This is a genomic window from Clostridium sp. LS (assembly GCF_002760435.1).
Classification (GTDB): Bacteria; Bacillota; Clostridia; order Clostridiales; family Clostridiaceae; genus Clostridium.
The window spans coordinates 1-13,665 of record NZ_AUUU01000184.1; the positions used below are offsets into that span (position 1 = coordinate 1).

Annotated in this window: 9 protein-coding genes and 1 pseudogene; all 10 read right to left on the minus strand. The window is 29.6% G+C overall.

What is annotated here, in order from left to right; all coding sequences use genetic code 11:
• Positions 1-1,577: fructose-specific PTS transporter subunit EIIC (locus COL3_RS25625; protein WP_099716760.1), on the minus strand; the 1,577-nt coding region annotated here is incomplete at its 3' end.
• A gap of 98 nt (positions 1,578-1,675) precedes the next feature.
• Positions 1,676-2,581 (minus strand): annotated as a pseudogene (gene pfkB / locus COL3_RS25630) (1-phosphofructokinase).
• Positions 2,574-3,329 carry a DeoR/GlpR family DNA-binding transcription regulator gene (locus COL3_RS25635; protein WP_008420606.1) on the minus strand — a complete coding sequence of 252 codons (756 nt, stop codon included), beginning with the start codon at positions 3,327-3,329 and terminating at the stop codon, positions 2,574-2,576. The pseudogene pfkB and the gene COL3_RS25635 overlap by 8 nt, the downstream one beginning before the upstream one ends.
• A 147-nt stretch (positions 3,330-3,476) precedes the next feature.
• Positions 3,477-4,316, minus strand: coding sequence for a pyridoxamine kinase (locus COL3_RS25640; protein WP_008420608.1), 840 nt, complete (start codon positions 4,314-4,316; stop codon positions 3,477-3,479).
• Between the two features lie 376 nt (positions 4,317-4,692).
• Positions 4,693-6,180, minus strand: coding sequence for an altronate dehydratase family protein (locus tag COL3_RS25645; protein ID WP_035282873.1), 1,488 nt, complete (start codon positions 6,178-6,180; stop codon positions 4,693-4,695).
• A 131-nt stretch (positions 6,181-6,311) separates the two neighbouring features.
• On the minus strand, positions 6,312-7,760 hold the full coding sequence (locus COL3_RS25650; protein WP_008420619.1) for a tagaturonate reductase: 1,449 nt from the start codon (positions 7,758-7,760) through the stop codon (positions 6,312-6,314).
• An 887-nt stretch (positions 7,761-8,647) separates the two neighbouring features.
• Positions 8,648-10,060, minus strand: coding sequence for a glycoside-pentoside-hexuronide (GPH):cation symporter (locus tag COL3_RS25655; protein ID WP_008420620.1), 1,413 nt, complete (start codon positions 10,058-10,060; stop codon positions 8,648-8,650).
• Between the two features lie 61 nt (positions 10,061-10,121).
• On the minus strand, positions 10,122-10,544 hold the full coding sequence (locus COL3_RS25660; RefSeq protein WP_008420621.1) for an HIT family protein: 423 nt from the start codon (positions 10,542-10,544) through the stop codon (positions 10,122-10,124).
• A 79-nt stretch (positions 10,545-10,623) separates the two neighbouring features.
• A complete protein-coding gene (locus COL3_RS25665; protein ID WP_008420622.1) occupies positions 10,624-12,072 on the minus strand; it encodes a tagaturonate reductase in 1,449 nt (482 codons plus the stop codon).
• A 73-nt stretch (positions 12,073-12,145) separates the two neighbouring features.
• A complete protein-coding gene (uxaC, locus tag COL3_RS25670; RefSeq protein ID WP_035282874.1) occupies positions 12,146-13,546 on the minus strand; it encodes a glucuronate isomerase in 1,401 nt (466 codons plus the stop codon).
• Positions 13,547-13,665 lie beyond the last annotated feature (119 nt).

A 13,665-nucleotide genomic window follows, 5' to 3' on the forward strand; every position in this document is an offset into this window, starting at 1 on the left:
ACCATACCACCAGCCATAACAGCTGCCATTATATCAAAGTTTCCACTAGCAAGTGATGCTGTACCAAATAAATAAGCTGCTTTATTTACTGGACCACCCATATCAACTGACATCATTCCACCTAAAATTATACCTAAAAGAATCTTACTTGTTCCACCCATTGAATTTAGTCCATTGCTAATACCACTATTTATAACTCCCATAACTGGATTTATGAATAAAATTATAACTCCGATTAAAAACGTTCCAAGTAACGGATATAATAATACAGGTTTAATACCTTCTAAGCTACGAGGTAAATTTGCAAATAATTTTTTAAGAGCAAGAACTACATATCCTGCAACAAAACCAGCAAGTAATGCACCTAAGAAACCTGAGCTAACAGCCGGAACTTTTGAATCAAATGCGCTGGCAAAAGTAACTCCTGAGCTAGCTAAAGCTCCACCAACAAAACCTACAGCAAGACCTGGTCTATCCGCAATACTCATTGCAATAAATCCAGCAAGTACTGGCAACATAAATCCGAATGCTGTTCCACCAATTTTCATTAACACTGCTGCAAGCGGTGTACCAGAGCCAAATCCACTAGGATTTGCTGGATTAAATGTATCAAAAAGGAATGCTAAAGCTATAAGTATTCCACCACCGATAACAAATGGAAGCATATGAGATACACCATTCATAAGATGTTTATAAATTTGACGACCTACTGATTCACTATCAGCACTTGAACTTGATTCATCTGAACTTCCATTATGATTGTAAATAGGTGCGTTTCCGCTAATTGCTTCATTAATTAAATCTGCTGCTTTATGTATGCCGTTAGCAACTGTAGTTTTGATTACTCTTTTTCCATTAAATCTTGCCATCTCAACATTTTTGTCTGCAGCAATTATAATACAGTCAGCATTTTTGATTTCCTCTTTTGTTAAAACGTTTTTAGCTCCTCCAGAACCATTTGTTTCAACCTTTATTGAAACTCCTAATTCTTTACCTTTGCTCTCAAGACTTTCTGCTGCCATATAAGTATGTGCTATCCCAGTCGGACAAGCAGTAACAGCTAATACTCTGTACCCTTTATTACTCATTTCTTTTTCCCCCTTAACTAATTCAGGAAACTTTTCTATTTCCTTTTTATCTATTAATCTCAAGAATTCATCTTTATCAGAACAATTAATTAAATTATTCCTAAAAGTTTCATCCATCAATATCGTTGATAATCTTGCTAAAACCTCTAAATGTAAATTATCACTATTATCAGGCACAGCAATCATAAAGAAAAGGTTTGCAGGCTGCCCATCTAAAGAGTCATAATCAACACCATTTTTACAAATCGCTGCTGCCAGAGAAGCTTTTTTAACAGCCTTTGTTTTTCCATGAGGAATTGCTATTCCATCACCAATACCTGTTGTACTTAATTCTTCTCTTGCAAGAATTGCTTTTTTATACTCTTCTTTATCAATTATATTTCCTGTTTTATTCATTAAATCAACTAATTCATTTATACATTGTTCTTTTGTGCTTGGATTGAAATTTAAATCGATACCTTGTTTTTGCAATAAATCTACAATCTTCATTTTTCACCCTCCATAAATTTTAAAATATATTCTTTCTTTGTTTTAATGAAAAGATAATATTATTATCTTTTCATTAGTTTGAAAAAGTATAAATAATTCTATTTTATTTGTTTTAATAAATCATAAACTTCCTCTTTTGTTGCAAGCTCGTCCGAAAAAGCACTTGCACTACCAGTAGCTATTCCCATTTTAAAGGCTTCATTTATATCATTATTTCTTAAATAACCACATAAGAAACCTGCTACCATTGAATCACCAGCTCCAACTGAATTTTTAAGGATTCCTTTTGGAACCTCTCTCTTTATAGCTTTCCCGTTATCAGATAGAAGAATAGCTCCATCCCCTGCCATTGAAATGAGTACATTCTTTGCTCCCATTTCTTGAAGCTTTCTACCGTACTTAATTATGTCCTCATCACTTTTTAATTCAACTTCAAACATTTCTGCAAGTTCATGATGATTTGGTTTAATTAAGAATGGTCTATACTTTAAAACTTTTAATAACAGTTCTTTAGTTGCATCAACTATAAATTCTACACCTTTGTCTTCTAAACTACTCATAATACTTTCATAAATATTGTCTGGAACACTATTTGGTATGCTTCAAGATAATATTAAATAATCTCCGCGAGTTAAATGCGAAAGCTTTTCATATAATATTTTCAAGTCTTCCTCTGTTATTTTGGGTCCAGAACCATTGATTTCAGTTTCACCATCACTTTTAAGTTTCACATTAATTCTAGAAAAACCGCTTTTTAATTTTATAAAATCACAACTTACACCATGACTTTCAATTTGTCTTAATATTTCCTCACCAGTGAATCCTGCTACATATCCTAATGCTGTATTTTCTACTCCCAAATTTTTGAGAACAATAGATACATTTATGCCTTTGCCACCAGCATAAATTCTTTCTTCATCAATTCTATTTAAAGAATCAACTTTAAAGGAATCAACCTTAACAATGTAATCTAATGAAGGATTAAGGGTTATTGTGTTAATCATTTTTTATCACCTCTATTATGTTAGTATCATAACTAATATTATTTCTATCTATTTTTGTTGTAATTAATATTGAATCTGTAATTGCTCCAAAAGTTATAAAACTAACTTTTTCTAATTTTGATGAATCTGCTAATACGTATGATTCTCTACACATGTTCATTGCCTGAGCCTTTACCATGGCTTCGTTCACATCTGGAGTGGTATATCCGCTTTGATTACTTACACCATTAACTCCAAAAAAGCCTTTTGAAAAGTTATACCTCTTAAGTTCTTCGACAGTAGTATTTCCAATAATTGCTTCAGTTATAGCTTTAACTTCTCCACCTAAAATATAAGTTTTAAAACCTCTTTCTAAAAGCTTTTTAGCATGTACTATTCCATTCGTCACAACAGTAATATTTCCAACATTTATAAATTCTATCAAAAGTTCAGTAGTTGTACCTGCATCTAAATAAATTATGTCTCCATCTTCAATTAATGATGCTGCATATTTTGCAATTTCTGATTTTTCATCTACATTTAGAGATTGCCTTACATTAACTTTATAGTCATATTTTGAAGTGCTCTCACCAATAGCAATTGCACCGCCATGAATTTTTTTTAATAATCCTTCATTATCAAGAGTATTTAAATCTCTTCTAACTGTAGATTCTGAAGCATCTAATAATTTAACTAAATCTGTTACAGATACTATTCCCTTAACTTTTAATTCTTGAAGAATGATATTAAATCTTTCCTCTGTAAACATTATCACCACTCCTCTTGTTATTATAATAACTTATAACTTTCAAAAAATCAACCATTTTCAATCAAAAAAAATCACTTTTTTTCATCTTTATTCACTTTATTAATTGTTCTTGATTTATCATAATCATTTTTAACTGTTTTTAGTCATTTATGTATTATATAAATACTTTAATGCTGCTTCAAGTAGAAGCCCCTCATTTGCAGAATAATCATATTTACTGCTTTCTATAATACACTTTTCTACAAACTCACATGATTTTTTAACGCTTTCAATTAGTGAAATTTCTTTAAGCAACATGCTTATTAAAACTGAAGTAAAAACGTCTCCCGTTCCTGGATATGATTTTTCAAGTTTATCTGCAATAATGATTTCTAACAAATCTTTTTCTCCATCATATACTGCCGTACCTATTTTGCTCGTATTTATCATTGGTATACTAGTGATTACAACATTTTTAGTTCCTAAATCATGTAACTTTCTACATATAATTAATAGCTCATCTTCCTCTATTTCACTTTTAATATTTTCATCTACTAGAAAACAAGCTTCAGAATAATTTGGAGTAATTACATTTGAATAACTTATTAATTTTTTTAGTGTTTCAGAGTAACTCTTATTAAAGTTACTATAGTATTTTCCGTTATCAGCGAAAATAGGATCAAATACAATTAACGAACTATCTCCTCGCTTATTACTTAACAACTTTAATGTTTCATCAACCATTTCTTTAGTCCCTAGATAACCTACAAATACACCTTCAAAATCTATAGCTATATCTTTATAATGCTCAAAAGCTTTAGTAATATAACCATCTAATTTAATTACACTTGGTTTAAAGCCTCCTGTGTGTGTTGTTAAAATCATTGTAGGTATAGGACAAGCCTCAATACCTAGTGTTGCTAGTACCGGAATAATATTTGTTAGTGCTGCTTTCCCAATTCCACATAAGTCATGTATTGTTAATACTCTTTTTATAGGCTTTTTCATTTATAGTTCTCCCTCCATTTCTATACTCATAAAACTTTACCTTTTATATTAACTTAGTATAGGTTATATGCATAAGAAAATTATAGCCTTATGAATGATATCTATCAATTAAATAAATGCAAAAATATTCATTTTATAGAAGAAAGAAATCAATTATAAACGTTTATGATTGTTTTTAAATTAAACAGTCAAAAAGCTTCATTACTAATATTATAATTTTTTATCTGTTAATTTTTTATAACTAAAGAAAAAAGCATATTAAAACTCCTTAATTCATATCATTAACTGAGTTTTAATATGCGTATATTTACTATTATTTTGTTTGAGTAATTTTTTTATAACTATATAAATTTAATTTTATAGAACTACATATTCTTTATAAAGTAACGCCTTGTTTAAGAATAGAAATTTCCTTAAATTTATTAATTTCATTATTTACTAATTTGCCGTCAGCAACTTCGATAATATAGTTTAATAATTCTTCAGTAGTTTCTTCTAAATTTTTATCTTCTACTAAACATCCGGCATTAAAATCCATCCAATGAGGTTTTAAGTTATAAATTGCAGTATTTGTTGATATTTTAATTGTGGGAACAAAAGTTCCAAATGGAGTTCCTCTTCCTGTTGTAAATAATACAATATGACAACCAGCTGCTGCAAGAGCTGATGCAGCTACTAAATCATTTCCTGGACCGCTTAATAAGTTCAATCCATTTGTTCTTAATGTCTCTCCATATTTAAGTACATCAACCACTGTTGCGTTTCCTGACTTTTGTGTGCATCCTAAAGATTTATCTTCAAGAGTTGTAATACCACCTGCCTTGTTTCCTGGTGATGGATTTTCATATATTGGTTGATTATAAGCCATGAAATATTCTTTAAAATCATTAATTAAATGTACTGTTTTGTTAAAAGTCTCTTCATCTTTGGCTCTATTCATAAGTATTGTTTCTGCTCCAAACATTTCAGGAACTTCTGTAAGAATGGTAGTACCACCTTGGGCTATTAATAAATCTGAAAAACTTCCTACAAGTGGATTAGCAGTTATTCCTGAAAGTCCATCAGAACCACCACATTTCAATCCAACTTTTAATTTTGACAACGGGATAGATACCCGTTTATCATTCTTCATGTTATTATAAAGTTCCTTTAATATATCAACACCGATTTCTATTTCATTGGAAACTTCTTGTGTTACTAAAAATTTTATTCTTTTTTCATCAAATTCTCCTAATGACTTCTTGAAATCTTCCATAATATTATTCTCACATCCAAGCCCAAGTACTAGTACTCCACCTGCATTTGGATGCTTTACTAGATTGCCTAGCATTGTTCTTGTATTAACATGATCATCACCTAATTGTGAACAGCCATAATTATGTTTAAAAACTTCAAGTCCATCTATTCCTTCGGGTTTTACTTCTTCTTTAAATTTTTCAATTATTCTTTCTCCAATTCCATTAACGCATCCAACTGTTGGCACTATCCAAAGCTCATTTCTTATACCTACAGTTCCATTTTCCCTCTCATATCCTTGAAATGTAATGTTTCTATTTTCTATAGAAACTTGCGCTAATTCCTGATTAAATGTATACTCTTTTATTCCATTTAAATTAGTTTTTATATTGTGTGTATGAACCCATTCTCCAGCCTCAATATTTTTTGTAGCATGTCCGATTGGATAACCATATTTAATAACATTTTCATCTACTAAAATATCGTTAATTGCAATTTTATGGCCTCTTTTTACGTCTTCTTTTAATTCCAATTCTTTATTTTCTACTTTTATAACTTCGCTTTTATTTAAATCTTTAAGTGCTACAACAACATTATCTTTTTCATTTATTTTGATTATTTCTTTCATTGTTATATCTTCTCCTATCACACTTTTGTATAATCCTAACAATAATTTAAGGATTATAAGTGATTTTCTAAAATTATTCGAAAATCACTTAAAAACTTTATATAGAATTTAATTATAGGGCTTTATTAAAATTATAATACGGTTTTTACAGCTTCTTTCATTCCTATTGTTTCAATTACATCTAAGTATCTTGTAACTTCAACTGTTAAATTAGGAATTTCATTTAAATTGCTTCCCCAGTTCTTTTCATATGCTAAAACTGAAGTAACTATTTTTTCTAATCCTTCTTTTGTTTGGTCGTAATTTGACCATAATTCTTTGAATAACTCTAATATATCTGCATCATCTGCTAACTGAATATCTTCTTCTCCTCTTTTTCCTTTATAGAATTCAATTAATGCTGCAAGAGAAAATACTAATTTTTTAGGAAGTTCACCTTTTCTATTCAAATATTCAGTTAAGCTTGGTAGGTCTCTTGTCTTATATTTAGATAAAGAGTTTAATGAGATACTCATTAAATAATGTTTTACATAAGGGTTTTGGAATCTTTCTATTATTGCATCTGCAAATTCTACTAATTCTTCATGTGGCAAATCTAAAGTTTCAATGATTTCATCATATATTAAATCATGAACATATTTTCCTATAACTTCGTGATCAACTGCTTCTCTTACTGTTTCTAGTCCATATAAATATGCTACTGGTACCATTGCTGTATGAGGCCCATTTAAAATTCTAACTTTTCTTGTTCTATAAGGAGTCATATCATCAACAACTTTTACGTTTAATCCAGCTTTTTCTATTGGTAATTCATCCTTTAAAGATTGTGGTCCTTCAATCACCCATAGGTGGAATATTTCTCCTACATCCACAAGGTCATCATCATATCCAAGTTCTGCTCTGACTTCATCAATTGTATCTCTAGGATACCCCGGAACAATTCTATCAACTAAGCTGCAGCAAAATGTATTTGCAGTATGAACCCAATCCACAAATGCTTGTCCTAAATTCCAAGTTTCAGCATACTTTAATATAATTTCTTTAAGTTTTTCGCCATTTCTATCTATAAGTTCACATGGTATAATAATAAACCCTCTATTATTATCACCGTTAAATATTTTAAATCTATTAAATAAAAAAGCTGTTAACTTACCCGGAAAACTCTTTTGGCAACCTTCATTTAACTTATCGTTTTCATCAAAAGCAATTCCTGCTTCTGTAGTATTTGATACTATAAATCTTAATTCTGGATTTTCAGCAATTTTTAAATATTCATTATAATCTGTATATGGGTTAACACCTCTGCTTATACTGTTTATTATCTTATGAGTTTTTATTGCTTTACCGTTTTGAACTCCTTGAAGATAAAGTGTAAATAAACTATCTTGCTCATTAAGTTTATGAACTAATCCTCCAGCTTGAGGTTGTACAACAACTACACTTCCATTGAAATCTGCTTCTTCATTCATTTTATCTATCTGCCAATCTACAAAAGCTCTTAAAAAGTTTCCTTCGCCAAATTGTAATACTTTTTCCGGATATGTTTTAAATTCTTTGTATATTTCTTTACTTAATTTCATTACTCGTTCCTCCTAGGTTTTACTTAAAAGCATTATTATTTTTCAATGCATAATTCACAATACAAAGTATGTTAAAATATCAAATTGTACACCGTCAATTATTCATTGAACTATTAATATTTATTTTTGAGGATAAGTAAAAGCATATGTTTAAAGACATTGAAAGTTTATTATTTAGAGATAGAATATACTTGAAATTTATTTTTAAAATAGTCTCTTTACTTATCCTCATAATCAGTTGTGTTCTTATTTTAAATTTTTTATTTAATCACGCCTTTCTATAGCTTTTTAGATATATGATAATTGTATATTATCTACTAATTCATTGTTACAACCTTCTGCACCTAATTTTATTGCAACGACTTTTGCTTGCTTTGCTTTTCTGGCAGATTTTCATTTCTAATAAAAAACACAGTTCTCAAAATATTTAACTTAAAATAGATTTAATAAATTATAGTATGAAAATTATGTGTCGAAGAAAACCACATTATTTTAAAAGTATATGTTTGGTCGTTTTTTTATTGAGAACTGTGTTAATATATATTAAACAAGCAAGTAGCTTATTTACATATCAAAATTTTTCAAATTTCTTTAAATAGCTAAATAAATTTAATTATTTAATACCCTATAAGTTTAATTTCTAACTTATCTATCTAAATTGTTAACGTGAACAATTTTGTACTTGCAAGATTTAGGATTGTTTTTATTATAATATGATTTTAATAATAATGCAATACCTTTTTGTGAACGTTAACAACTTTTTTAAATTATTTTTTTCTATTTTATACATATCCAACTTTAAAATAAAGCATTATTAGCTTACTAGATAAGCCAATAACGCTTTATACTTTTCATGAACTATTTTAAAGACTATCTTATATTTCTAATTATTCTAAAATACCTTTTTCCCATTTACCTTCTTGTAAATCTTGAGCTACTTTTCTATATTTATCATCTGGTAAGTTGTGTAATACACCAACTACTAGAGCAGCTATAGCTAATGCTACTGCTGGGTACAATGTCATTGCACCTTTGATTCCAAGTAAAGTTTCTGCGCTTTGTTGCGCATTTGCAACATATCCAGTCATACCTAGTACGCTTGCACTAACAAGAGCTGCAATTGATTGAGCTATTTTTCTTGAGAAGTTAAATGCAGCGTAAGTTACACCTTCTTTTCTTATTCCAGTATGCCAGTGGCCATAATCTATTGCATCTGTTACAAATGCCCAAGTAACCCCGTTTGGAATAGCTAGAGCTACATATCCAATTGTAACAAGCACTGTAAAAGTAGTAGGATTAGTTGGAATTACAAAGTTTAATCCATTAGCAATAATCCCAATTAATAGTCCTGCTATTGCAGTTTTCTTCTTCCCAAACATTTTTACTAAGAATGGAATAGCAAATATACCTATTACTGAACATCCAATCATTATACCATTAACTTTTGGTTGAAGTTTAATATCGCCTAAGTTATATTGACAGAAGAAAATCATCATTTGGTTATTTGTATTCATTGCTGATATTGTAAATAATTGCATTAGAATCAAGCATAATAATGGTCTATTTGTAAATACAACTTTAAAATAATCTTTAGCAGATGCTTTTTCTGACTTACCTTCTCTATTAACTACAACGTGTTCTTTTGTATTAGCGAAACAGATGAAGAATGAAACAACTCCTATAACAGCCATAACTGCAGCTGCAACTGGATAACCAACTCTTTTATCATTAAACATCATAAGAATAGGTACGAAAGCTACACCAGTTATTAATTGTGCTCCTAATGAACCTGCTTGTCTAAATGTAGCCAATTGACTTCTTTCTTCTACATCTCTGGTCATAACCGATGCTAATGATCCATAAGGAACGTTAGTAAATGAGTATACAAGTCCCCAAGCCATATATGTTGCATAACCATATATAATCTTAGTTGATAGTGGTAATTCTGGCATAGTAAAAGTTACTATTGTAAGCAAAGCAAGGATTATACTTGAAATCATCATTACTGGTCTAAACTTACCATGTTTGCCTGCTTTTCTACTATCAATTGTTGATCCTGCTAATGGATCCATAAATGCATCAAATATCTTTGTAAATGCAAATATACCTCCAACTGCTCCTGCACTTATTCCACATGTATCGATAAAGAATTTTGTAAGATATGATTGTCCTAAGTCAAACATAAAACCATTACCGAAATCTCCAAAACCATATGAAATCTTTTCTCTCAGGCTTAGTTTAACGTTTCCATCATTTGCCTGACTATTATTTGGTCCATTATTATTAACTGTATTTGACATTAATTTTTCCTCCGTATCTTTAATTTATTATTTATTTATTTATTATTTCCATCTTTTAAAATTATAAATTACTTGTAATTTTATTTATAAGTTCTTGGCATTCATCATCATTTAGATATACTTTTTGTGGATTCATCTCAAAGGTTTTTCCCCAAGATGGTCCCCCTTCATATTTAGGTACAATATGAATATGAAGATGTTTCATTGTGTCTGCAAAAGCACCATAATTCACCTTATTAGGGTTAAAAGCTTTATGAATCGCTTTTGCAACTCTTCGCGCATCATTTATGAAAGCTGCTGCTTCTTCTTCAGTTAGGTCTGTAATCTCACTTTTATGTTCTTTATAAACCACATTGCATCTTCCCATATAAGTTTGTTCTTTGAATAAATACACTGTTGATACATCTAAATCACAAATCTTAATCATTAACGAATCTAAATCCTGATTTTTTGAGCAATAAAAACAGCTTGCGTCAAAACTCATGTACATTCCTCCTTTTACATTATATATATTTAGTTATTATACAATTAAGCAAAGCTTAATTGTATAATAATAAATTTCACTATAGAACTGCCTTTACAGCTTCTTTCATTCCAGCAGTTTCAATTAACTCTAAGTATTTTGTAACTTCAGCTGTTAAATTAGGAATTTCATTTAAATTGCTTCCCCAGTTCTTTTCATAAGCTAAAACAGAAGTAACTATTTTCTCTAATCCATCCTTAGTTCCATCATAATTTGTCCATAATTCTTTGAATAAATCCAATATATCCTCATCATCAGCTAATTGAATATCTTCTTCTCCTCTTTTTCCTTTATAAAATTCAATTAATGCTGCAAAAGAGAATACTAATTTTTTAGGAAGTACTCCTTTTCTCTTTAAGTATTCAGTTAAACTTGGTAGATCTCTTGTTTTATATTTAGATAAAGAATTCAAAGCAATACTCATTAAATAATGTTTAACATATGGATTTTGGAATCTTTCTATTATTGCATCAGCAAATTCAACCAATTCTTCATGAGGTAAATCTAAAGTTTCTATAATTTCATCGTAAATTACATCATGAACATATTTTCCTATAACTTCATGCTCAACTGATTCCCCTACTGTTTCAAGTCCATATAAATATGCTACTGGAACCATTGCTGTATGCGGTCCATTTAATATTCTAACTTTTCTTGTTCTATATGGCGTCATATCATCTACAACTTTTATATTTAATCCTGCTTTTTCTATAGGTAACTCATCTTTTATAGATTGAGGGCCTTCGATTACCCATAGATGGAATATTTCTCCTACATCTACAAGATTATCATCATATCCAAGTTCTGCTCTAACTTCATCAATTGTATCTCTAGGATATCCTGGAACAATTCTATCTACTAAACTACAGCAAAATGTATTTGCATTATTAATCCAATCTATAAATTCTTGTCCTAAATTCCAAATCTCAGCATACTTCAATATAATTTCTTTAAGTTTTTCACCGTTTCTATCAATAAGCTCACATGGAATTATAATAAAACCTTTACTATTATCTCCTTTAAATGTATTAAATCTATGATATAACAATGCTGTTAATTTGCCAGGATAACTTTTTTGACAACCTTCATTTAATTTATCGTTTTCATCAAAAGCAATTCCTGCTTCCGTAGTGTTTGATACAATAAATCTTAAGTCTGGATTTTCTGCAACTTTTAAATATTCATTATAATCTCTATAAGGATTAATACCTCTGCTTATACTATTAATTATTTTATGAGTCTTTGATGCTTTTCCATTTTGTACTCCTTGTAAATATAATGTATACAAACAATCTTGCTCATTTAGCATATCCACTAATCCATTTTCTAATGGTTGAACTACAACAACACTTCCATTAAAATCTGCTTCCTCATTCATTTTATTAATTTGCCAATCTACAAAGGCCCTTAAGAAGTTTCCCTCTCCAAATTGCAATACTCTTTCTGGATATGTTTTAAATTCTTTAAACAATTCTTTACTTAGTTTCACCAGTAATTCCTCCTAACTTTTCAACTTGTATGAAAATAAGTTGCTCGCTTATTTTCATACACATAAAATTCACTTACATATTGAAATATTTATCTGCATTGTTGTAACTGATATCAGATACAATTTGTCCTAAATGTTCGATATCATAAGGTAGCTCACCGTTTTCTACCCATTCACCAATCACATTACAAAGGATTCTTCTGAAGTATTCATGTCTTGTGTATGATAAGAAACTTCTAGAATCTGTTAACATTCCAACAAATGTACTTAGCATTCCTAAGTTTGCTAATGTCTTAATTTGGTCTTCCATTCCAATCTTATGATCATTAAACCACCAAGCTGATCCAAATTGGATTTTACCCTTTACTCCATCCCCTTGGAAGCATCCTAATAATGTTCCTATAGTAGAGTTATCATTTGGATTTAAGCTATAAATAATAGTCTTTGGTAATGCATTTTCACTATTTAAAGAATCTAATAATCTTGAAAGCGGAATTGCAACTTCTGTATCATTTAAAGAATCAAATCCTGTATCTGGTCCTAATTTTTTGAACATAACTGAGTTATTATCTCTAACACAATTCATATGGAATTGCATCACCCATCCCAAATCATGATATAATTTTCCGAAGAATTTTAACAAATATATTCTTAACTTATTTTCATCTTCGAAGGAAACTTGTCCATTTTTAATGACATTAGAAAATATCTCTCTTACTTCTTCTATAGATGCGTTTCCAACTGGAACAAAATCTAATGCGTTGTCTGACACTCTGCATCCAACTTCATGAAAGAATTCTACTCTCTTTTTTAATGCTTCTAAATATTCATCAAAGTTTGTAATTTTTGAACCAACTATTTCTTCTAATTTGTTAAACCAATCTTTAAATGTTTCTTTATTCACTCCAAGTGCTTTGTCAGGTCTAAACGCTGGTAATACTTTAACATCAAAACTTTTATCTTCTTTTATTGCTAAATGATATTCCAATGAATCTATTGGATCATCTGTTGTACAAATTACTTTTACGTTTGATTTTTTAATAAGATTTCTTACAGTGAATTCATCACTATTTAACATCTTGTTTACTTTTTCCCAAATAGCTGGTGCAGTTTTTTCATTTAAAACTTCATCTACTCTAAAGAATCTTTTAAGTTCTAAGTGTGTCCAATGATATAATGGATTTCCGATAGCAAATGATATAGTCTTTGCCCAAGCTAAGAACTTTTCATAATCACTTCCATCTCCTGTGATATATTTTTCATCAATACCAAAAGATCTCATTTGTCTCCATTTATAGTGGTCGCCATATAGCCATACTTGAGTTATATTTTCAAATTTTTTATCATCTAAGATTTCCTTTGGATTAATGTGACAATGATAATCTATAATTGGCATTTTTTCAGAATAGCCATGATATAGTTTTTGTGCTACTTCATTACTTAATATAAACTCTTCATCCATAAACTTTTTCATATCAAATCCTCTTTTCTCCTTGTTCACGTTAACAACAGTCAGCATTCCGTCCTGTTCACGTGAACATTTTTTAATTTAACTCCATGTCATTATTATAATAGCATAATCATAATAATGCA

Bases quoted from the DNA above. Each gene is read 5' to 3' on its own strand.
- COL3_RS25635 (WP_008420606.1), bottom strand. From the start codon at position 3,329: ATGTTTACAGAGGAAAGATTTAATATCATTCTTCAAGAATTAAAAGTT.
- COL3_RS25640 (WP_008420608.1), bottom strand. From the start codon at position 4,316: ATGAAAAAGCCTATAAAAAGAGTATTAACAATACATGACTTATGTGGA.
- COL3_RS25645 (WP_035282873.1), bottom strand. From the start codon at position 6,180: ATGAAAGAAATAATCAAAATAAATGAAAAAGATAATGTTGTTGTAGCA.
- COL3_RS25650 (WP_008420619.1), bottom strand. From the start codon at position 7,760: ATGAAATTAAGTAAAGAAATATACAAAGAATTTAAAACATATCCGGAA.
- COL3_RS25655 (WP_008420620.1), bottom strand. From the start codon at position 10,060: ATGTCAAATACAGTTAATAATAATGGACCAAATAATAGTCAGGCAAAT.
- COL3_RS25660 (WP_008420621.1), bottom strand. From the start codon at position 10,544: ATGAGTTTTGACGCAAGCTGTTTTTATTGCTCAAAAAATCAGGATTTA.
- uxaC (WP_035282874.1), bottom strand. From the start codon at position 13,546: ATGAAAAAGTTTATGGATGAAGAGTTTATATTAAGTAATGAAGTAGCA.